This is a genomic window from Paenarthrobacter sp. UW852 (assembly GCF_024608385.1).
In the GTDB taxonomy this organism is placed as follows: Bacteria; Actinomycetota; Actinomycetes; order Actinomycetales; family Micrococcaceae; genus Arthrobacter.
The window spans coordinates 97,138-117,230 of the sequence record NZ_JAMSGY010000005.1; the positions used below are offsets into that span (position 1 = coordinate 97,138).

20 protein-coding genes are annotated in these 20,093 nt (G+C 62.8%); 11 read left to right on the forward strand and 9 right to left on the reverse strand.

Features of this window, described 5'->3' with window-relative positions:
- Positions 1-5 precede the first annotated feature (5 nt).
- A complete protein-coding gene (locus NEK97_RS10475; RefSeq protein ID WP_257369868.1) occupies positions 6-1,298 on the reverse strand; it encodes an extracellular solute-binding protein in 1,293 nt (430 codons plus the stop codon).
- Positions 1,299-1,578: 280 nt separating this feature from the next.
- Here NEK97_RS10475 and NEK97_RS10480 point away from each other — a divergent pair, with 280 nt between their 5' ends.
- From NEK97_RS10480 to NEK97_RS10490, 3 genes are read left to right on the forward strand one after another with little or no spacing between them, the layout of a single operon-like run.
- The gene (locus tag NEK97_RS10480) at positions 1,579-1,944 is read left to right on the forward strand and encodes a metal-sensitive transcriptional regulator (RefSeq protein ID WP_257369870.1); all 366 of its coding nucleotides are present in this window, start codon (positions 1,579-1,581) and stop codon (positions 1,942-1,944) included.
- A gap of 49 nt (positions 1,945-1,993) precedes the next feature.
- Positions 1,994-2,227 carry a heavy-metal-associated domain-containing protein gene (locus tag NEK97_RS10485; RefSeq protein ID WP_026541102.1) on the forward strand — a complete coding sequence of 78 codons (234 nt, stop codon included), beginning with the start codon at positions 1,994-1,996 and terminating at the stop codon, positions 2,225-2,227.
- 9 nt (positions 2,228-2,236) lie between these two features.
- Positions 2,237-4,540 carry a cation-translocating P-type ATPase gene (locus NEK97_RS10490; protein ID WP_257369871.1) on the forward strand — a complete coding sequence of 768 codons (2,304 nt, stop codon included), beginning with the start codon at positions 2,237-2,239 and terminating at the stop codon, positions 4,538-4,540.
- 27 nt (positions 4,541-4,567) lie between these two features.
- Here the strand turns inward: NEK97_RS10490 and NEK97_RS10495 are convergent, their stop codons facing one another.
- Complete coding sequence (locus NEK97_RS10495) at positions 4,568-4,840, reverse strand: DUF2277 domain-containing protein (protein WP_257369872.1); 273 nt, start codon at positions 4,838-4,840, stop codon at positions 4,568-4,570.
- 157 nt (positions 4,841-4,997) lie between these two features.
- On the opposite strand from NEK97_RS10495, the gene NEK97_RS10500 reads away from it, so the two are divergent.
- Entirely contained in the window at positions 4,998-5,261 is a 264-nt protein-coding gene (locus tag NEK97_RS10500) for a WXG100 family type VII secretion target (RefSeq protein WP_018779397.1), read from the forward strand.
- Between the two features lie 68 nt (positions 5,262-5,329).
- Here the strand turns inward: NEK97_RS10500 and NEK97_RS10505 are convergent, their stop codons facing one another.
- On the reverse strand, positions 5,330-6,364 hold the full coding sequence (locus NEK97_RS10505; RefSeq protein WP_257369874.1) for a DMT family transporter: 1,035 nt from the start codon (positions 6,362-6,364) through the stop codon (positions 5,330-5,332).
- A gap of 71 nt (positions 6,365-6,435) precedes the next feature.
- Here NEK97_RS10505 and NEK97_RS10510 point away from each other — a divergent pair, with 71 nt between their 5' ends.
- The 4 genes from NEK97_RS10510 (at position 6,436) to NEK97_RS10525 (ending at position 12,524) form a co-directional block, all read left to right on the forward strand.
- A complete protein-coding gene (locus tag NEK97_RS10510) occupies positions 6,436-6,984 on the forward strand; it encodes a CGNR zinc finger domain-containing protein (RefSeq protein WP_257369875.1) in 549 nt (182 codons plus the stop codon).
- A 269-nt stretch (positions 6,985-7,253) separates the two neighbouring features.
- Entirely contained in the window at positions 7,254-9,884 is a 2,631-nt protein-coding gene (locus NEK97_RS10515; RefSeq protein WP_257369876.1) for a SpaA isopeptide-forming pilin-related protein, read from the forward strand.
- Positions 9,885-9,973: 89 nt separating this feature from the next.
- Positions 9,974-11,458: a SpaH/EbpB family LPXTG-anchored major pilin gene (locus NEK97_RS10520; RefSeq protein WP_257369877.1), complete on the forward strand. Its 1,485-nt coding sequence runs from the start codon at positions 9,974-9,976 to the stop codon at positions 11,456-11,458.
- Positions 11,459-11,567: 109 nt separating this feature from the next.
- Positions 11,568-12,524 carry a class C sortase gene (locus tag NEK97_RS10525; RefSeq protein WP_257369878.1) on the forward strand — a complete coding sequence of 319 codons (957 nt, stop codon included), beginning with the start codon at positions 11,568-11,570 and terminating at the stop codon, positions 12,522-12,524.
- Here NEK97_RS10525 and NEK97_RS10530 read toward each other — a convergent pair.
- The 4 genes from NEK97_RS10530 to NEK97_RS10545 all read right to left on the reverse strand — a co-directional run bounded on the left by NEK97_RS10530 (position 12,521) and on the right by NEK97_RS10545 (position 15,502).
- A complete protein-coding gene (locus NEK97_RS10530) occupies positions 12,521-12,970 on the reverse strand; it encodes a hypothetical protein (protein WP_257369879.1) in 450 nt (149 codons plus the stop codon). The two genes, NEK97_RS10525 and NEK97_RS10530, sit on opposite strands and share 4 nt — an antisense overlap.
- Positions 12,971-13,150: 180 nt before the next feature.
- On the reverse strand, positions 13,151-13,498 hold the full coding sequence (locus NEK97_RS10535) for a hypothetical protein (RefSeq protein ID WP_257369880.1): 348 nt from the start codon (positions 13,496-13,498) through the stop codon (positions 13,151-13,153).
- A 69-nt stretch (positions 13,499-13,567) separates the two neighbouring features.
- Positions 13,568-14,152 (reverse strand): DUF308 domain-containing protein, encoded by a 585-nt coding sequence (locus NEK97_RS10540; RefSeq protein WP_257369881.1) that lies wholly within the window; start codon positions 14,150-14,152, stop codon positions 13,568-13,570.
- A gap of 9 nt (positions 14,153-14,161) precedes the next feature.
- Positions 14,162-15,502: an MATE family efflux transporter gene (locus NEK97_RS10545; protein ID WP_257369882.1), complete on the reverse strand. Its 1,341-nt coding sequence runs from the start codon at positions 15,500-15,502 to the stop codon at positions 14,162-14,164.
- Positions 15,503-15,544: 42 nt separating this feature from the next.
- On the opposite strand from NEK97_RS10545, the gene NEK97_RS10550 reads away from it, so the two are divergent.
- Together NEK97_RS10550 and NEK97_RS10555 are read left to right on the forward strand one after the other, a co-directional pair.
- Positions 15,545-16,132 (forward strand): antibiotic biosynthesis monooxygenase, encoded by a 588-nt coding sequence (locus NEK97_RS10550; RefSeq protein WP_257369883.1) that lies wholly within the window; start codon positions 15,545-15,547, stop codon positions 16,130-16,132.
- 69 nt (positions 16,133-16,201) lie between these two features.
- Positions 16,202-16,636, forward strand: coding sequence for a DoxX family protein (locus tag NEK97_RS10555; protein ID WP_257369884.1), 435 nt, complete (start codon positions 16,202-16,204; stop codon positions 16,634-16,636).
- 206 nt (positions 16,637-16,842) lie between these two features.
- On the opposite strand, the gene aztD is transcribed toward NEK97_RS10555, so the two are convergent.
- Positions 16,843-18,147, reverse strand: coding sequence for a zinc metallochaperone AztD (gene aztD, locus NEK97_RS10560; RefSeq protein ID WP_257369885.1), 1,305 nt, complete (start codon positions 18,145-18,147; stop codon positions 16,843-16,845).
- Between the two features lie 158 nt (positions 18,148-18,305).
- Between aztD and NEK97_RS10565 the strand changes: the two genes are divergently transcribed.
- Entirely contained in the window at positions 18,306-19,280 is a 975-nt protein-coding gene (locus tag NEK97_RS10565; protein WP_257369886.1) for an acyl-CoA thioesterase, read from the forward strand.
- A gap of 68 nt (positions 19,281-19,348) precedes the next feature.
- Here the strand turns inward: NEK97_RS10565 and NEK97_RS10570 are convergent, their stop codons facing one another.
- Positions 19,349-20,002: a GntR family transcriptional regulator gene (locus NEK97_RS10570; RefSeq protein WP_257369888.1), complete on the reverse strand. Its 654-nt coding sequence runs from the start codon at positions 20,000-20,002 to the stop codon at positions 19,349-19,351.
- Between the last annotated feature and the right edge of the window lie 91 nt (positions 20,003-20,093).

The window sequence follows — 20,093 nt, forward strand, 5'->3', positions numbered from 1 at the left end:
GCGCATTACTTTGACCCGAATGCCGTATTCATGGCTGATGCAGCCTCGGTGGTAGCGGTGTTGACGTCAGCCTTGCCCGTCACGACCTTCTGGTACATGCCGGTGAAGACACCCTGGGCATCGATCGTGGACCAGTTCTCCGTGACCGGGACAAACTTGGTGCCCGCGCCCAGGGTGTTGATGAACGGTTCAACCTGCTTGTTGTTCTCCGCCACTGATTTCTGGACGTCGCTGAACGTGGGGAGGTTGCCCATGGAGTCGAACATCTTCTGCTGGTACTTCTTGCTGGCGAGCAGCTTCACGAAGTCGGCGGCGAGCGTGCGCCGTTCGCTGCTGTTGAAGACGCCCAGATTGTTGCCACCGGCGAACGCCGGGGCGATGGAGCCAGCCGTCTTGCCGGGAACCGGAACGACGGCGAACTTGTCCTTAATGGCGCTGGCGGCAACGGCCTTGTAGTTGAAGTCGCCGCCGATGGTCATTGCGGACTTGCCGGCGATGAACTGCTGGACGCTGGCATTACCGCCGAACTCCGCGCAGGTCTGGGCCGGGCAGATGTCGTCCTTGAGGAGGCGGGCATAAGCGGCAACACCTTCGCGGGATGCAGCGGAGTCCAACTTTGAGACGAACTTGTCGCCTTCCTTGGAGGCGATCTCGCCGCCATTGGCCCACAGGTACGGCATGGCGGAGAACTGCGCGGCTCCACCTACGGAGATTCCCAGCAGGTCCGGATTGGCTGCCCGGATTGCGCGGGCAACGGTTTCGACCTCATCCAAGGTCTTAGGTACCTGAAGGCCGAGCTGCTGCAGGAGATCCGTGCGGTAATAGAGGGCACGGACGCCGACGAACCACGGAACTCCATAGTTCTTGCCGTCGATTTCGGTGGTGTCCAGGATCTTTTGGTCAAGGTCCTTGGCCTCATCCCAGGACTTGATGTCCTCCGTGACATCCGCCAAGCCGCCGGAGGCGACATAGCTGGCCAGGTCCGTGTTGCCGAACTCGGCGACATCCGGCGCGCTGGAAGGATCATTGAACGCGGCCTTGAACCGTTCGGCGCGGCTGTCCACTGGGATGTACTGGACGTCGATCTTGGCACCATTGTGTGCCGCTTCGAACTCAGTGACGGCTTCCTTCACTACGGCGGACTTGGGATCCTGGTTGACCTCGGAGAACAGCCAGACACGGACGGTGCCGGTCCGCTCGTCCGAGCTTGATGCAGCGTTGTTCGAGGTGGGTGGAGCGCAGGCGGTCAGTGCGAGCGCTGCGAAGGCGATTGCCGCGGCGGAGCGTGCGAGTTTCAAGTGTCCTCCATGGAGAAAGTTGGGTTCCGCGGGACTTCCCCCTCCGCGGCTATGAGACCAAACACTATGAACGCCAGCGTGTGGGCGGAAGCACATTTACCGAATGGTTTGCATTGCAAAACAAGAATCCAAATTTTGGGCTTTTTGGTCTATACCTAACGAGGTAGTTGGTCTAGTCCTTTGCCCATGGGGCCAGCGCGTAGAGCCTTAATCCGATTTCGTCACTTATACCCCCTGGGGGTACTTGACCCGATACCCCCTATGGGTATAGGTTCGATTTATGAGCACCCCAGATCTGACAATGAGCCATCCGGATGAGCCCGTCATCGAGGCGGATCTGGAAACTGTGGCACCTCACGGGTACACCAGCAATAAGGACGCGTACCTCAAACGCTTGAAAAGGATTGAGGGGCAAGTCCGCGGTATCGCACGCATGGTTGAGGAGGACAAATACTGCATTGACATCCTCACCCAGGTAGCCGCTGCCACCAAGGCCCTCCATGCGGTCAGCCTCGGGCTTGTAGAGGAGCACATCGGCCACTGCGTCGTCGGTGCCGCCTCCGAGCCAAACCCCGAAACCAGGGCCGAACAGATCGACGCCAAGGTAAAGGAAGCCACCGATGCCATCGGGCGCCTGCTGCGGTAACTCCGGCACCAAACACCATCCCATCCAACTCGTCACCAGGGAGAGCACCATGAGCCAGACCATCCAGACCAACGTCAACGTATCCGGCATGACCTGCGGCCACTGCGTCTCAAGCGTGAGCGAAGAACTCGAGTCGCTCAACGGCGTCGAAAACGTGGCCGTTGACCTCAACCCCGGCGGATTGTCCACCGTGACCATCACATCAACCAAGGAGCTCTCGCCGTCTGAAATAGGCGAGGCCGTGGCAGAAGCCGGCTACCTGGTGGTAGCCAACGAAGCTTAGGAGTCCCTTTTGAGTCACCAGGAGACTTTCAACCAACCCGCACCCCGGGTTATCGAACTGGACATCGAGGGCATGACCTGCGCCTCGTGCGTCAACCGGGTGGAACGAAAACTGGGGAAGCTCGAAGGCGTCGAGGCCACCGTCAACCTGCCCCTCGAATCGGCCCACGTAACCGTCCCTCCCGACGTGACGGATCAGCAAATCGTGGACACGGTCAACGCAACGGGCTACAAAGCCACCATCAGGCAGGCTCCGGTCCCGCATAGCCATACCCATACCCATACCCATACCCACACCGAGGATCACGACACCCACGAAAACCACATGGAGCATGGTCCGTCCGCCTCAACGCTCCGCCCGCGCCTGATCGTTGCCACGGTGCTGACCATTCCCGTCTTCGCGATCTCAATGATCCCCGCCCTTCAGTTTGCCAACTGGGGTTGGGTAGTCGGAGCCCTGGCACTGCCGGTGGTGAGTTGGGCGGCTTGGCCCTTCCATAGGGCCGCAGCCATCAACGCCCGGCACTTCGCTTCCACCATGGACACCTTGGTTTCCATCGGTGTCATCGCCGCATACCTGTACTCGGCCTGGCAGCTGTTCGCTGACCCGCGGATGACCGAACACCCCGGCATGGAAAGCATGTCGGACGGGGGACTTTACTTCGAAGTCGCGGCAGTGGTCACCTCATTCCTGCTCCTGGGCCGGTACCTTGAGGCCAACGCCAAAGCAAAAGCCGGCGATGCCCTGAAAGCACTCCTGAATCTTGGCGCCAAGGACGCAACCATCCTTGTCAACGGCCGGGAGCAAAAGATACCCGCGGACCAGCTTCTTGTGGGTGACGTCATCGTCGTCCGTCCCGGCGAGAAAATTGCCACCGATGGCGTTGTCACAGATGGCGCATCGGCCGTTGACGCTTCACTGGTGACCGGGGAATCCGTGCCGGTCGAGGTGGGGCCCGGAAGCGCAGTAACCGGCGCAACGATCAACACATCAGGGCGCTTGTTGGTCCGGGCCACGCGCGTCGGCTCAGATACGACACTGGCGCAGATGGGACGCCTGGTCAGCCAGGCTCAGACGGGCAAGGCTCCCATAGCCAGGCTCGCCGACAGGATCAGCTCGGTCTTCGTGCCGATTGTCCTCGTCATCGCCTTGGTGACATTCCTTCTGTGGCTGTTCTTCACCGGCGACCTCAACGCAGCTTTCACCGCCGCTGTTGCCGTCCTGGTCATCGCCTGCCCTTGCGCTTTGGGCTTGGCCACACCAGTGGGCCTCCTGACCGGAACGGGTCGCGGCGCCCAGCTTGGCATCCTGATCAAAGGCCCGCAGGTTCTTGAAGACACCCGGCATGTAGACACCATCCTGCTGGATAAGACAGGCACCGTCACCAGTGGCAAGCTCTCCGTGGACCACACTGTGGCCCTGAATGGCTACTCCCATGAAACGATCCTCACGTTGGCGGGGGCAGTTGAGTCAGCGTCCGAGCACCCGATCGCCCATGCGATCGCCTCCGCAGCCAAGGAGGCAATGTCCGACGCCGGCGCACTTCCACGCGTTGACGGCTTCAGTTCCGCTCCCGGCGGCGGAGTCCGGGGAACCGTGGGTCTCGACGGCACCACCCGGACGGTGGTGGTTGGGCGCTCGGGCTGGCTCGAGGAGAACGGCATCTCCCTCGACTCGAATCAGCGGGAAGTCCTGCTGGCCGAGGAAAACGGCGGCGCCACCGCAATTTGGGTCGCAGTGGATGGACAGCCTGCCGGAATTGTGAGCTTGAGCGACACCATCAAGCCGGGCTCGGCCGCAGCCATCCTGAGATTGAAGGAGTTGGGCATCCGCCCCATTCTGTTGACCGGCGATAACGCTGCCGTAGCCGCGCAGGTGGCTGCCGCCGTCGGAATTTCACCTGACGACGTTTACGCGGGAGTGCTGCCCCAGGGCAAGGTCGAGGCCGTTCGTAAGCTCCAGGAGTCGGGGGCAACAGTGGCCATGGCCGGGGACGGCGTCAATGACGCTGCAGCCCTGGCGCAGTCTGACCTGGGAATCGCCATGGGCTCAGGGACTGACGTCGCCATTGAGGCCTCTGACCTGACGGTGATGGGAAGCGACCTTGGCCAACTGGTTCAGGCCATCGAGCTCTCGCGCAAGACCCTGTCCACCATCAAGACCAACCTGTTCTGGGCCTTCTTCTACAACGCGATCGGCATCCCGGTGGCAGCGCTGGGCTTCCTGAACCCGATGATTGCCGGCGCGGCCATGGCCGCCAGCTCGGTGCTGGTCGTGGCCAACTCGCTGCGGCTGCGGTCCTTCGGCAAGTAGCCCAAGACAGGCAGCCGGAAACCAGACCTACGCGGTGCCGAAGCGGATCGCTGCCCTGGCCCTGGCCTTGGCTGCTTCCTCGTCACGGTTCTTCGCCGGGGCGTGGCTCACCAGGGAGTCCAGGAGATGTTGCGTAATGTGCGCGATCTCGTGGACGGCCTCGGCGAAGGCTTCCTCGTTGTCTTTGGACGGCTTGGTGGATCCGCTGATTTTGCGCACATACTGCAGCGCTGCGGCCTCCACTTCAGCGGTCGTGGCATGCGGTTCAAAGTTATGGAGGGTCCTGATGTTGCGGCACATAACCCCATGCTAACTATGGGCAGTGCTGCATGGGGAGGGGTGCCCATCGACGGGTTTGCGATTGCCGGGATAGGTTTTAGCTATTGGATCTTCCGGATGAGCCGGAGGCCGCTGGGGATGCCGAAGAGCTCGGGTCCGAACAATGAAGGAGAATCTCATGGCTATTTGGGGTGCAGATGTTGATCAGCTTCGTCAGCTCGGTAACAAGCTGAAGGCCGGTGCTGAGCACATCGAGCAGCAGCGTTCCCAGCTCAAGGGTGCCCTTGACGGCACCGACTGGAAGGGCCCGGACGCTGACAAGTTCCGCGGTGAGTGGGACAGCCAGCACGCTTCGAACCTGAAGAAGGTTGCCGACGCACTTCGCGAAGCCGGCGATCGCGCTCAGAAGAACGCTGAGCAGCAGCAGCAGGCTTCCAACTAAGACAGTTGGAGAATGGCCCGGACGCATACGCGTCCGGGCCTTTTGCTCTTAAGCCGACGTGCTTCCGGTTAGTTCCGTGGCGACTCGGTGACCGATCCGGAGGGAACAGCTTCGACGTCGTTCGGATGGTCCAGGACGGACGGCAACTGTGCGCGGGTCGCCCTGCGGTCACCACGCAACTCGTCCACGCGGACCAGCACTACCCCGCCCACAATGAGGACTCCCCCCAGCAACTGGACTGGCCCGGGGAGCTCCCCCAGAAGCAGCCAGGCCCAAATCACGGCGAACAGCACTTCTGTCAGGGACACGAAGGACGCCACCTTGGACCCGAGGCTGCGGGCGGCCATGATGCCGGAAACATACGCGAGCACCGTGGCCAGGATGATGAGGCCCACGGCGGACACCCACCAAGGCGTGGTCCACGGTCCCAGGGTGGTGTCCGCAGCACTGAAGGTCATGGGGAGTACTCCAGAAAGGCCCACCAGCCACATCACAATGGCCCCGACCAGGAGCCCGCCTGAAGCGAGTACCAGCGGCGGGAGTGTTTCATTTTCCTTGGCGGTAATAAAGAAATAGATCACCAGGCAAACAGCGGCGGCCATGCCCCAGAGGACACCAATAAAGTCCACCTTCACAGAACCCGTCAGGTCGAGTACCAGAACCAGGCCACCCAACGACAACAAGGCGCCCGCAGCAGTGAGGGCGCGCGGGCGTCGTCGGCTGGCGATCCACAACCACAGCACGATCATCACCGGGGCAAGGTACTCAAGCAGCAGGGCCACCCCCACGGACAGGCGGGCAACGGCGTTGAAATAGAAGAGCTGGCAGCCTGCGACTCCGATAAGCCCGAAAAGCAGGATGGTGAGCCAGTTGTCCTTGAGTTGGTGCCAACGGCCGCGAAGAACCACGACGGCGGGAATCACCAGGATCAGGGCGGCGCCGGTCAGTCGCACGGCAACCGCGGCCCCGGGTGACCATCCGGTCTCCAGCATGGATTTCGCGAACGATCCGGATGTACCGAAAACGGCGGAAGAAAAGAGCGCGATGCCGAGTCCTGATGCCAGGAATCCCTTTGCATCAGCCTTCGTCGTTGGAGCTGACACAGCAGCCTCCTGTCAGGAGTAAAGTGGGCTTATGGTCATGACAGTACTCCCGAGCCTTGTAAGGAGTCAAAGTGCTTTTTGCGCCTGACACCGAGGTTGCCCTGCGTAGCGTCGTCAATCTGATCAATACCGCGGCCAACGGTGAAGAAGCGCTGGCTACATTGGAGGACCTCGACGCGTTCCTGGACGCCGAAGAATTCACGGGCTCCCGCACCAACTCACCCGCGGAACTGAGCAGCATCAAACGGCTCCGGAGCGAGTTGGCTGCACTCTGGAGTTCCGACGAAGACACGGCGGCCAAGTCCGTCAACAAGCTTCTCACCGACGCCAAAGCACTCCCCCAACTGGTGAAGCATGACCATTGGGATTGGCACCTCCACGCCACCACCCCGGAAGCTCCCCTGGCCGACCGAATGGGGACCGAGGCCGCCATGGCCATCATTGATGTGATCCGCAGCAAGGAAATGGAGCGGATGCGGGTGTGCGCAGCAGAGGACTGCGACGCTGCCGTGCTGGACCTTAGCCGCAACCGCTCCAAGCTCTACTGCGATACGGGCAATTGCGCCAACCGCGCCCATGTTGCGGCGTATCGGGCGCGTAAGGCCGCCGGAAGCGATTAGGTCCCGGCGGGGGTCAAACCGACCTCTCTCACCTGTGACCAAGGTCACATTTATTACTGCATCACGATTCCCCACCCCGCCCTACCTACCCCTCAGAAAGAAAATTCGGGCGGCTCCCAGAAGCGCGCCCGGCGAGGGTGCCAGGGAAAAGGAATCGTATGCGGAAGCAATCGGAGCACACACATGCTCGCGTTCGGGGCAGGCGGGGTGGTGAGACTGCGCATGCGGTGCTTGGCTTCCTTGCCTGCCTGCTTCTCGTCCTTGTAGGGATGACAGCGTACGGAGTGGTCAACCCGTCCGTGCCCGCGTCGGCGGCCCCTGGCTCGCCCGGGGTCACCCAACCGGGCAGCCTCATCTACAGCGAAGACTTTTCCAACCAGAACGCAGCCGCAGCCCCCATCCCCCTCGGTTCCTATGCCGGCGGGACTGCCGCGGGTAACGAGCAATACACGGCAGATGCGGCATGGCTTCCGGGGGCACAGGCGTGTAACGGCTGGATCCTGCGGCAAGGTACGCCCGTGCCAACCAACGGCGGCCTCCTGAACATCCTGACGAACGACCAGTGCGCGCGCAACAGCGCCTTCACTATTTTGGGCAACATGGCCTTCGCCATGGGCAAGTACCAGGGCATGACCGACGCCCAGGCTGCCCAGAACCAGATCCTCAGCGAGTACACGAACAGCACCACTGGCATCCAAACCGCAGGCCTGCAGCTTCAAACAACCAAGAACAGCATCCCCACCATTGCCGGCCATTTCTACGCGGTCTCCGGCATCTTTGGCGAAACAAATTGCTTCTCCAACCACGCCCGCCAGGAGTTCTCCATCCTGGTCAACGGCGTGGCCACGGTGGTCGGCACCAACTTGGACCCCTGCACGGACCCCAGCCGCCAGACCATCACCATCAACGCAACCGATTTCAGCATCGCGAAGCTCCAGTCCGGGGCCATCCAGGTACCGGTCACCGGCACCACGCCCACCCTGGGCATCCGGGTGCGGAACCTGACCGCCAACGGCAACGGCAACGACGTCGGCTTCGATCTCCCGCAATTGGTTGACGTCACGCCGCAACTGGACAAGGCGTTCAACCCGACGAGCATGTACCAAGGTCAAAACACCACCTTGACCTACACGGTGACCAACACCAGCGACTTGATGGCCAAGAACGGCTGGCACTTCGTTGATACGCTCCCCACCGGCCTGACGGCTGTTGGCTCGCTCGGTGGCACCTGTGTGCGCACAGCCGGAACCGTCTCGGGCCGCACCGTCGATGTGACCGGAAACCTGGCTCAGGGCAGCGCTTCCTGCACCATTACGGTGACGGTCACCAGCAACACCCCCGGCGTTTACAACAACTCCGGATGCGTGGCCAACAACGGCTCCGCCGTTCCCAACTGCACCAACAACTTCCCCACCATCACGGGGCTGTACTCCCCAGGAACCGCGCCCCTTACGGTTCTTCCCGTGGTTGACCTGTCCATCACCAAGAGCGTCAACCTGACGGCATACATCCCGGGCCAGCCCATCACGTACACCGTTGTTGTCCACAACAATGGGCCCAGCGATGCCGTCAACGCCGTGTTTACTGATCCCCTGCCCGCTTCCATAACCGGCGCTGCGTGGACCTGTGCCGTGACGGCAGCAGGAACCTCGAACCTGCCGCCGGCCGGTCCCACAGCCTGCAATGCGCCCAACGGCACCGGCAGCATCTCCGGCACGGTTCGGATCAACATCGGCGGAACCCTGACATACACCGTCAAGGGAACCGTGGCACCCGGCACAACGGGAACCATTTCCAATACAGCCACGATTGTTCCGGCCGCGACGACAGCCGTGCCGAACATGCCGGGCGGCGGCCCCATTCCCGTTGCGGGTTCGACCACCAACGTTCCCACAGTCGACACCGCCTGCCCGCCTTCACCCGGCGTGGGCTGTTCAGCGACCGTGACCACTCCGGTAGATCCGCAGTGGACCATCGCTAAGACGGCCACCGTCAACGGAACCACCTCCGACAACCCGTCCGTGAAGCCCGGCGACACGATCACGTACACCGTGACCGCCACCAGCAACCGCGGGCAAATCAACAACGTCGTCCTCACCGATAACCTGGCCGATGTCCTGGACCAGGCAACCTTTGTTCCCGGCTCCGCTGTCCTGACCATCGGTACGGCCGCCCCGGTGCCGGTAGCAAACCCGGTAGCGCCTTCGACCACCCTGACGACACAACCGTTCACGCTTCCTGCCGGGCAGGTCGCCACTCTCACCTACAAGGTGACCGTCAAGCAGGATGCCTGGAGCTCCCAGCTGGTCAACTTCGCCACCGGGTCAGGCAGCGTCACCCCGGCCCGATGCGCCACTGGCAGCACCCCCTTGGCACCTGAGTGCTCCACCACGCACCACACCCCAGCCAAGATCCTCATCGAGAAAGTCGGCGAGTCATCCGCTGGAACGTGGCTGCCGATGTCTGGTTCCACGTGGGCCATCTTCAATGACGCGGCCGGGGCTCCCGGCACCGTCATCAACAGCTACACGGTGTCACCCATCGCGGCCCAGACCGGGCAGTTCCAACTCGAAGGCATCGAGCCAGGCGTCTATTGGCTGGAAGAAACAGCTGCCCCGAAGGGATTCAGCCTGCTGGCGGAGGCCGTGCAGTTCACGGTGGCTGCCAACGGTTCCGTGACGCTGGGCCAAGGCAGCGGATCCGGTGTCGTTACAGCGAGCGATACCGACGCCAACGGCATCTACCTGGTAACCGTCCGGGACGTGCCGGCCCTGAAACTGCCGGAATCAGGAGGGATTGGGTGGTGGCCCTTCACTGCGGGCGGAGCGTCCCTGCTTCTGGTCGCCGTCGCCCTGGCTTACCGGAACCTGCGCCGCACCCGAATCCACAACTCAGCATGACTTCAATCACGGCCCGCCGCAGATAGGCGTGGCCACCACCCCGGAATGTTCGCTCCCGAGCATCGCACCATCACAAGAAAGAGGAAAAAGTGAGTAATCACAGCTCCCGGCGTCTTTGGAAGACCGCCGCCGCCACCATTGCCGGGGCGGTGTTGGCAATCTCCTTCTCCGTGGCTCCCGCAACGGCGGCACCACTGGTTGACAACACCAAGACCGGCTCAATCACCGTCCACAAGTTTGAGCGCCCTTCCACGCCCACCGGACTCCCCAACAATGGCACGGCTGTTGACACCACCGGCCTCAAGCCGTTGGCAGGAATCCAGTTCACCATCCAGCAGGTCAACACCATCGACCTCTCCACCAACGCTGGCTGGGACAAAGCAAACAACCTGAGCAGTTCCTTTACCCCGTCCAACCCCACGGGCTCCATCACCAGCGCCGGCTACACCTTGGGCACGGCTCAGGCCAAGACCACCGACGCCGCGGGAACCGCGGCATTCGGCACCCTGCCGCTGGGCCTCTACCTCGTCACTGAAACCAACTACCCTGCCGGCGTAACGCCGTCAGCTCCGTTCTTGGTTTCCGTGCCGTTGACGGACCCGAACAACAAGAACAACTGGATCTACGACGTCAACGTCTACCCGAAAAACTCCGTGACCGGTGCACAGAAGACCGTCACCGATGCCCCCGCGGTCAAGTTCGGCGACCAGGTCAACTTCACCATCACAGGTGACATCCCCAACGAGGCCGTCATCGACGGTTACAAGGTCACGGATAAGCTTGATTCCAAACTGACCTACGTCGGCGCTACCGCCACTCTGGTTGACGGAACCGTCATCACCAACGGGACCGATTACACCGTTGCTTTCGACGCTGCCACCAACACCGTCTCGGTTGTGTTCACCCCCGCAGGCCGCCTGATCCTCGCAGCCCACAACACCACCAGCGTTCAGGTTGTTGTCAACACCACCGTCAACACCATCGGTGAAATCGAAAACGTCGCTGTGGTCTACCCCAATGCGGGTAGCTTCACCGGGACCCCGGGCCAGCCCGGCGGCCCCATCGTCACTCCCCCGGTCGTCACCAAGTGGGGTGCCCTGACTCTCCAGAAGGTCGACCAGAACGGGGCAGCCCTGTCCGGCGCTTCCTTCTCGGTGTACGCCAACCAGGCTGACGCCAAGGCAGGCACCAACCCCATCAACCTCGGCGGCAAGACCACGTTCACCGTGGCCGCTGACGGCACGCTGACCCTGACCGGCCTGCGTTACTCGGACTGGGCCAACGGCGCTGCTGTAGCTCCGGGCTCCGCCGATTACCGGACCTACTACCTGGTTGAAACCACCGCCCCGGCAGGATATGAACTGCTCGCTGAGCCGATCTCCTTCCTGATCAACCAGGCTTCCACCGCCGTCGGCGTTGACCTGCAGGTCAAGAACATCCCGTCCAACGGCGGCTTCCAGCTGCCGCTGACCGGTGGCGTCGGTACCGGTGTCCTGTATGCCGCTGGCGCACTCCTTGTCGTCGGCGCGGCTCTCCTGCTGGTTCGTTCACGCCGGAGCACCAATAACAGCTAGTAACTGAGGACCGTGGGTCCCCAGCCTGAACACCAAAGTGGGGAAGAACGCCGGTTAAGCGCTCTTCCCCACTTTGCTTCCCCAGAGCACAACCCTCCCCAGGATCTTCATGTCAAAGCCTCAAACCTCCAAGCCGCGGGCGCGGCGGACCCTCCGCGACACGTGGAGCACACAGCGAATCCTCATCGTGGCGGCCGCGATGTTGGGCGTCGGGATCCTTCTGTATCCCACTGCTGCCGCCTGGTTCTCGGACCGCGTCCACGCCACGGAGATCAGCGGCTACGTGAACACCGTGGAAAGCCTGTCGCCGTCCGCGCAGGAAGCCCTTCTGGATGAGGCACGACAGTTCAACAAGGAACTGCCTTCAGGACCACTCCGTGATCCCTACTCACTGAATGAAAACGGCGAGCAGACAGTGGTTGGCGCAGGCTCCGAGGCGTATAAGAAACTGCTCGACGTCGGCCCCGAAGGCATGATGGGACGCATCAGCATTCCCTCCATCCACGCAGACCTGCCCATCTTCCACGACACGGATGACGAAACCCTGTCCAAGGGCGCCGGACACCTCTTCGGGTCCGGGCTTCCGGTGGGCGGGCCTGACACGCATAGTGTCCTCACCGCCCACTCCGGTTTCGTCAACGCCACGCTTTTCGACAATTTGGACAAAGTTGTGGAAGGCGACGTCTTCTCTGTGACCGTGCTCGGAGAAACCATCTACTACAAAGTCGATCAAATCCTGAAAGTGCTCCCGGAGGACACCGACGCACTCCGAAAGGTCCCCGGCAAGGATTTGATCACCTTGGTCACGTGCACGCCCAAAGGCATCAACAGCCACCGCCTACTGGTCCGCGGACAGCGCATCGACCCCCCTTCGGGTGACTCCGCGCAAGCGGTTCCCAGCCAGGCGCTGGACCCCGGGTTCCCCTGGTGGGCTCTTGGCCTGCTCGGCAGCTCCATCGTGATGGTGGTGGTTACCAAGCCACGAGAGGCTCCGTCAGAAGAATCGGAGGAATCCTCAACGCCGGACACCCCCACGGATGACCTCGCGGACACGCTGCTGGGCTAAGCCGCATTCTCCGGCCAGGTGACGCGGTCCCCTGCCACCAAGGACATTCGTCCAAGGCTTACGTCCCTGCCTGGAACCAGGAGGTATGGCTGAACCAGTCCCAGAGCAAAGCCGGCTGAGTGTTCCAAGGCAAAATGCATGGCGTCACCGCCCATCCCCGCAAGCCGGACGTCTGAAACAACGACGGCGGCCCGTAGGTCCTCCCGCTGCGCGGCGAGTGCGTCGTAGCACTCCGCGATCACGGACGTGGCCGGTAGGTGCTGATCGGCCAACATTGCTTCCGTGGCAAGGTATACCTGGTCGCCGTCTTCCTTTATCGCTGCCGCGAACGGATACAGCTCCCCGTAGGCAGAGAGACAGCGAACGGCAAATGGAAGGGCAGCACTGAGCAGGCAATCCACATCATCCTGCGCTGTCTGATCTGCGGTTTCCCGCCATGAAGCCATCGGTTCCCCCAAGAAACGTCATCCGGCCGGTTGCCGTGCGGCTCACCCTACTCCCGGTGGTCCTTCAAGAAAATGCCTTGCGGAACCAGGATGTCAGGGCGGGCGCAGATCCAGCCTGCCAAGGGAGATCGTGCGCGCAACAAAAACGCTCCCCCACCTCGGTGGGGAAGCGCTTGAAACTTAGCGTCCGGCGTCGGGCGTTTCCGTGTCATCGGGCGAGTTGGGGACATCGGACACACCGTGGCCCCGTTTGGAACTGAGGTTCACGCCCGAACCCTTGCCGAGATAGTCGGCGTTCTCTTTATGGCTCATGGACAGCATGGCCGCGACAACCAGGCTCACGATGAACGCGATGCCGGCGCCGGTGAAGGCGAGATCGAACCGGGGCGCCCGTGCGCTGCCCCCCGAAGCGAAGATGAGTACGGCAACGAAGGCCAGCACTGCAAAGAACGCGGAGAACATGAGGGGTCCCTTGACCGAGGTCCGCATCTTGCGCGGTTCTCCTGGTGTCTGGTCTGCCACGGTCATTCCTCCAATGGTGGCGGTGGGTGTCCCGCCGGTCTGCAAAAGTTCTACAACGAGTAGAACGTCCAGCTACTAGTTTACGGCCTCCGGCGAAGCTCCCGACGCAGAGGCCGTCGCAGCCCCAGGGTTAGCCGTCCGGGCGTCGTGCCTCAGGGTCAAACCGGAGAGCATCCACAGCACTCCCGAAAGGATGGCGCCGCCCCCGGCCACACCAAGCAACGCGTGGGCACCCAAGGCGGTGAAGAACGGCAGCAGCACAGCGGTGCCGACGGAAATAATGCCGGAAAAGAGCCAGTCGCGGGCCACAACATCCCGCTTACGGAAACCGTGGACCAGCTCAAGCAGGCCCATAACCAGCAACGCCAGCATTGCCGACAAAGCGACGCCCGCATCCGACTGGGTGGCCAACGCACCCGCACCACCAGCAGCGACAACCACGGGTACGGCAATCGGCAGGGCCCGCGACATCCACAGGGCCGCTGCTGTACCCAGCAGGTACAACCCCACCGCCCAGGCAAGGACCTGCACAGACGGCGAAGCCCAGAAGATCGTGACGGCCCCGAAGACCAGCGCAACCGTGGCACGGATCAGCACGGGTTTCCAGAGCCCCGCCGCAGCGTCAGAGGGAGTCTTGGCGGGAGTTGTTGGAAGAGTCACCCATCCAGTTTAGTGCGAACCCAACACCATCCAGCGATCGGTCCGCGCCCGCAATCCCAACGTCACTCCACGGGCCAGCATGTAGCCCAGCGCAAAGGCGGCCCACAGCCACAGCAGCCCCGCCTCGCCGTCGGGCCTTACTTGGTGGATGACGTACAGGAGCGGCAAGTAGACGGCCAGGTTTACGACGCCGGCAATCGCCAGATAGCGCGCGTCACCGGCACCGATAAGGACCCCGTCGAGAACGAACACATATCCGGCCAACGGCTGCCCGAGCGCCAGTACCCAGAGCGCAACAGTCAAAGCGGAGCGCACCCCGGCATCGGAGGTGAAAAGATAACCCGCCCAAGGGGCCGCCACAGCGAGCAAGACCCCCGTGATCACGCCGAATCCGAGCCCCCAGCGGACCATGGTGCGCGTCAACTCCCGGACCCGGCCAGCGTTCCCGGCGCCGAGTTCCTTGCCAATCAGGGCCTGCGCGGCAATTGCCAGGGCATCGAGGGCAAAAGCAAGGAAGGAAAAGATCGTCATGGCCAACTGGTGCGCGGCCAGGTTGACAGCCCCTTGGGCGGTGACGACAAGAACTGTCGCGAGGATGGCGAGCCGCAAGCTGAGCGTTCGCAACATGAGCCAGGAGCCGACCCTGGTCATGGCCCTGATTCCGTGCCAGTCGGGTCGCAGGGAAACGCCGTGTCGCCGCGCGTTCCGGCCGACCATCACCAGATAGACGGCGGCCATGGCCCACTGGGCGATGCTGGTGCCGATCGCCGAGCCCGCAACGGACAGGTTCAACCCATAGACCAGGAACCAGTTGAGGGCGATGTTCAGCGCAAACCCCGCCGTTGCTACCAGCAAAGGCGTGCGGGTGTCCTGGAGTCCGCGGAGAACGCCTGTCCCGGCAAAGATCAGGAGCATGGCGGCCAAGCCGGGCATGGACCACCGCAGGTAATCTACGGCGAATACGCGCACATCCCCGGTGGCACCCATGAAACCCACCAGGGGCTCGGCGGCAACAAAGCCGACCACCGCGAGCGCCAAACCGAGCAGCAGCGCCAGCCAGACTCCGTCGCGCCCTGCTGCCAAAGCCTTTCCCAGCTTGCCGTCGCCGATCGCCCGGGCGACTGCCGGCGTCGTCGAGTAGGCCAGGAAGACCATGAGACCCACTGCAGTGTGCAAAACAGTGGACGCGAGCCCGACGCCAGCCAGCTGGTCGACCCCCAAATGTCCCACGATCGCGGAGTCGGCCAGGAGGAACAGGGGCTCGGCGATCAGTGCGCCAAAGGCGGGAACAGCCAGGCGCAGGATCTCGCGGGCGTTGGAGCGAGGTGTGGTGGTTGTGGTCTCAGGCACTAAACCAGCCTAGTGGGCCGTGTGGCGGGTACATTTGAGGCCGTGTCCAACGAGCATCCCGTCACAGTTTCCGTGGCCCGCACTATCCTTCCCGGCTATACCCGACAGGCGAATGCGTGGGCGCACGCCGGCCAGGAATTGGCACGCGAATGGCCGGGCTACCTCGGATCCGGGTGGGTGCGGAACGGCGAGGACTCGAATGAGTGGCACATGCTGTACCGCTTCGCGGATGCCGGCGCGCTGCAGGCTTGGGAGGATTCCGAGGAGCGTCGCTGGTGGATAGACAGCGCCAGGGACATGATGGAGACAACCCGGGTGGAACGGCACACGGGAATCGAGGGCTGGTTTTCCCGGCCGGGCGATGTTTCGGTGGTGATCCCCGAGACCGTTGCGCCACCCCGCTGGAAGCAGGCCATCAGCATCTTCCTGCCGTTCTTTCCGCTCAGCCTGCTGGCGAATTTCCTGCTCCACCCGGTCACCCAACATTGGCCGTTGGTGCTCGCGGTACTGCTCAACATCGTCATCCTGACCCCGCTGATGACGTATATTTTCCTGCCAATAACTACTCGTTTGCTTCAACCGTGGCTTCAGAAGCCGCCACGGAAGCGCCGGGCACGGCTGAATTCCTAGTTCGCGGCGTTAGTCACAATCGGCCACGATTAGTTGACACTTCAACTTATCTTCGGAAGTGTTGAAGATATGAACAAGTCCAGCTTGACCACCACAGCCCTGACCATCCTGCGCGTTATTGCAGGATTCCTCTTCGCCGCGCACGGTTGGCAGAAGTTCAACGAATTCACCATCGCCGGCACCCAGGCATCCTTCGCCCAAATGGGCGTTCCGGGTGCTTCCGCAGTCGCCCCAATCGTCGCGACCCTCGAGCTCGTAGGCGGCATCGCGCTGCTCATCGGCTTCCTGACACGCGTCTTCGCCGCCCTCCTGGCCGTCGACATGCTCGGCGCACTGTTCCTGGTACACGCCCCGGCCGGCATCTTTGTCGGCAACGGTGGGTACGAGCTGGTGCTGCTCTTCGCGGGCGCCGCCTTGGCACTGGCACTGGCAGGCGCGGGCCGGATCTCAGCCGACGCCGCACTCTTCGGCCGAAAGGGATCGAAGCTCCGCGTCCTCGCGTAAGCCCCCCGACGCTCTCTCACGAAACACCCCATTCCCCCAGACGCTCTCTCACGAAACACCCCATTCCCCCAGACGCTCTCTCACGAAACAACCCCTTCCCCCGGACGCTCTCTCACTCCCGGGCGGGACGTGAGGGAGCGTCGGCGGTTAACGGGCGGGACGTGAGGGAGCGTCGGCGGTTAACGGGCGGGACGTGAGGGAGCGTCCTAGCCCGTGACCCCCGTGAGCTCGTTGGGGACGTGGTCGAGTTTCACGGACCTGGTCACCTTGCCGGCGTTCAGGTCCACGGCATGAACTGACTGCGAGGCAGGTTCGGTGACGAACGCCGTCGAGCCTTGAACGAAGAGCGTGGGTCGCGGGTCCTGCCACGTTGCCGACTCTTCCCACGCGGCCACGACCGGGATGTTGGCGGTGACGGCGCCGGAGAGCGGGTCGATGACCCGCAGCCCACCATCAGTGCCGAGCACCAGCGCCTCGCCTGCAGGACCGCGACCCAAGGAGCGGAACGAGTAGCTGGTGCCGATGTCCACGAGCTGCATGGTGGCAGTTTCGGTGTTGACCAGCGAGATCCGGGTGGGTCGTTCGGGCTTTGCGGCCTTGTCCACCTTGTAGTCGCCCAGGATCACCGGGGATTTTTCCGACCCGGCTTGGTTCCCCAACCTCCCGTAGGCATCAGGACTGGGCACCTTGGTGATGGCGCCGTCTTTGTAGATCAGCATGCCGTTTTCGCACCCCACCACAACTGCTTCACCTGCGGCGACGGCCTCGCCATGAACACCAGGGCAGTCCTCGTTACGCACGATTTCCTGCCGCTCCTGCCCGGCGCCGGCGGAGAGCACGGCGATTCCGGAGCGGCTTTCCTCGTTGCCAAGGGTCACCAGCAGCTTGCCGCCCTCCAGTTCGACCGCCACGCCGTGGTGCGGCTCCGGCGTGACGTAGCTATCCGTGGCGGGCAATTTTCCGCCTTCCGCCGCAGCGCCCAGCGCGGATGTCGTGAAGCTTTCCACCTTGCCCGAGCCGTCATTGAATAACACGGTCCTGTTCGCATGCACCACCACATGTCCCGCCTTGTCTGCGGCGAAGGCCAAGTCCGTCAGCTTGGGATCCGCCACGTAATGATGGCTGTGGTCGCCATGGCGTTCGGTCCAGGCGCCGGCGTCGAACAGGCGGAAGGAATCACCGGTAGAGACGAACACGTGCCTGCCGTCGCCGGCCGGGTTGAGGCGGTTGAAGCCTGTCATTTCCGCACTTCCCACCCGCTCAAGGGAGGCGGCATCGAGAACCTCAATGCCGGCGTCGTGGGTATAGACGAGACGCGGCGTCGGCGCGCCGGCCTCTTTCGGGGCGGCATCCGAAGCGGCTGAAGGGGATGCCTCGCCTGCACTGCCGCCGGGGGCGGCGCAAGCGGTGAGCAAAAGAGCGGAAAGTCCGACGGCGGCTAATGGCCGCACGTGCGTACGGCGCCGTCGGGAGGTGAGGACAGGGGTCATGAGGGTTGCGTGATGAGACATGGCTTAAATGATATTGATTCTCATTTAGACCGCAACTTGTGGGGTTGTATTCGTGCTGCCAGTGCCATCCAGCGCGGGCAATGACGCGTCTGCTGGCGGAGACACCAGGCGCCGACTTAGTCACGTAACAGAAACCTGCCGACAGTAAACTTCGGAACATGAGCGATGATGCCGCCAATTCAGTGACCCTCCGCTTCCTCGCGGCCCCCATGGACATCGGACACAGCGGGTCTGTCGACGCCGGAACGGTCCTCGAGTGGGTGGATAAGGCTGCCTATGCGGCCGCGGTGGGCTGGGCCAAGTCCTATTGCGTCACGGCCTACGTGGGCAACATCCATTTCACCGATCCCGTGAACAGCGGAGACATGGCGGAAGTAACCTCCACGATTGTTTACACCGGCCGGTCCTCCATGCACATCCACACTGTGGTCAGCTCCCGGGATCCCAAAGGCGGGCCCGAGACGATGCACAGCCAGTGCATGGTGATCTTCGTGGCTGTTGGTCCTGACGGCAAGCCGATCCCGGTCCCGCAGTTTGAGCCGTCCACGCCTGCGGAAATTGAGCAGCGCGATCACGCGCTGGCGCGCATCGAGGTCCGTGAGCAGATCGTTAACGCGATGAACGCGCAGGAATATACCGATGCCGGGACAGCCGAGCGCGTCGTGTTGCGGTTCATGGCATCCCCCACGGATGTGAACTGGGGCGGCAAGGTCCACGGCGGCATCGTGATGAAGTGGATTGACGAGGCAGCGTACGTTTGCGCCTCACGCTACTGCGGCAAGGATACTGTGGCAGTTTTCTCCGGCGGTGTGCGCTTTTACCGCCCACTGTTGATCGGCCACGTCGTCGAAGTCGAAGCACGCTTGGTCTACACGGGCGCAAAGGGAATGCACATCGCGGTGCACGTCCGGTCCGGTGATCCAAAGACCCGCGAGATGAACCTGACCACGTACTGCCTCACCGTGATGGTGGCACGCGATGAAACCGGGACGGCCGTGCCCATCCCCGCTTGGGAACCGGTGACGGAAGAGGACAAGAAGTTGCATGCGCATGCCCGGGAACTGCTGGAAATCCGTGGCCGCGCACCGGGAAACCGTCTGCCGGATCACCTGCTGAAGGCCGCCGGCGCCTAAGCCCGTCGCTCCCCCGCTCCTACGTCGTTGCCCAACAACGGCAAAGCGGGTTAGGAACGCGCTAGAGCTCAGCCGACCAAATTCTCCGCGGCACCATCCATGTGCGCGATGATCGTCTCGCGTGCTTTGGCCGCATTCCCGGTCTCAATGGCCGCAACAATGTCGTGATGCCGCCCGACACTCATGTTCCGGGTTGCGCGTTCCAGGCCGGCGAACATGATGGACATCCGGATGGAGCCTTCCAAGGATTCCCACGAGTGCAGCAGGGTTTCGTTTCCGGACAAGCGGCAGAGGGTGCGGTGGAATTCGAGGTCGGATTCGATCCGCTCCTCCAAGGACGATTTGGCGGCCTTTTCCATACTGTCGACGGCGGCACGCAACTCTGCCAGCGCGGCTTCCTTGTCGGGCATATCGCTCAAGGTCCGGGCAGCGAGGGATTCCAGGACGCCACGAACAGCGAAGATGTCCCGGATTTCCTTGACGTCCAGGTGCCGGACGGACATCCGGCCGCGCGCCCCGGCCGAAATCAGGCCTTCCTGCTCCAGTTGACGCAGGGCTTCGCGCAGGGTGCCGCGGCTGATCTGGAGCATCTCGGACAGTTCGGTTTCGACGAGGTGCCGCCCCGGTTCAAGTTCCCCGCTGGTGATCGCGGTCCGCAACGCAGCGAGTGCTTGCTCGCGCAGGCTCTTCTTCTCGAGTCCCAGCAGGGATGCGGTGGCCATGGTGTGTCCTCGGTTCTATGGGCGACTGCTGACAGTCCGGTGTTAACTGTTGATACTACGGGCAGCAGGGCGGGACCGGCATCACAAACCA

Excerpts from the sequence above, each read along its gene's own strand:
- NEK97_RS10480 (WP_257369870.1), top strand. The coding sequence starts at position 1,579 with ATGAGCACCCCAGATCTGACAATGAGCCATCCGGATGAGCCCGTCATC.
- NEK97_RS10485 (WP_026541102.1), top strand. The coding sequence starts at position 1,994 with ATGAGCCAGACCATCCAGACCAACGTCAACGTATCCGGCATGACCTGC.
- NEK97_RS10495 (WP_257369872.1), bottom strand. The coding sequence starts at position 4,840 with ATGTGCCGCAACATCAGGACCCTCCATAACTTTGAACCGCATGCCACG.
- NEK97_RS10500 (WP_018779397.1), top strand. The coding sequence starts at position 4,998 with ATGGCTATTTGGGGTGCAGATGTTGATCAGCTTCGTCAGCTCGGTAAC.
- NEK97_RS10515 (WP_257369876.1), top strand. The coding sequence starts at position 7,254 with ATGACAGCGTACGGAGTGGTCAACCCGTCCGTGCCCGCGTCGGCGGCC.
- NEK97_RS10525 (WP_257369878.1), top strand. The coding sequence starts at position 11,568 with ATGTCAAAGCCTCAAACCTCCAAGCCGCGGGCGCGGCGGACCCTCCGC.
- NEK97_RS10530 (WP_257369879.1), bottom strand. The coding sequence starts at position 12,970 with ATGGCTTCATGGCGGGAAACCGCAGATCAGACAGCGCAGGATGATGTG.
- NEK97_RS10535 (WP_257369880.1), bottom strand. The coding sequence starts at position 13,498 with ATGACCGTGGCAGACCAGACACCAGGAGAACCGCGCAAGATGCGGACC.
- NEK97_RS10555 (WP_257369884.1), top strand. The coding sequence starts at position 16,202 with ATGAACAAGTCCAGCTTGACCACCACAGCCCTGACCATCCTGCGCGTT.
- aztD (WP_257369885.1), bottom strand. The coding sequence starts at position 18,147 with ATGTCTCATCACGCAACCCTCATGACCCCTGTCCTCACCTCCCGACGG.
- NEK97_RS10565 (WP_257369886.1), top strand. The coding sequence starts at position 18,306 with ATGAGCGATGATGCCGCCAATTCAGTGACCCTCCGCTTCCTCGCGGCC.
- NEK97_RS10570 (WP_257369888.1), bottom strand. The coding sequence starts at position 20,002 with ATGGCCACCGCATCCCTGCTGGGACTCGAGAAGAAGAGCCTGCGCGAG.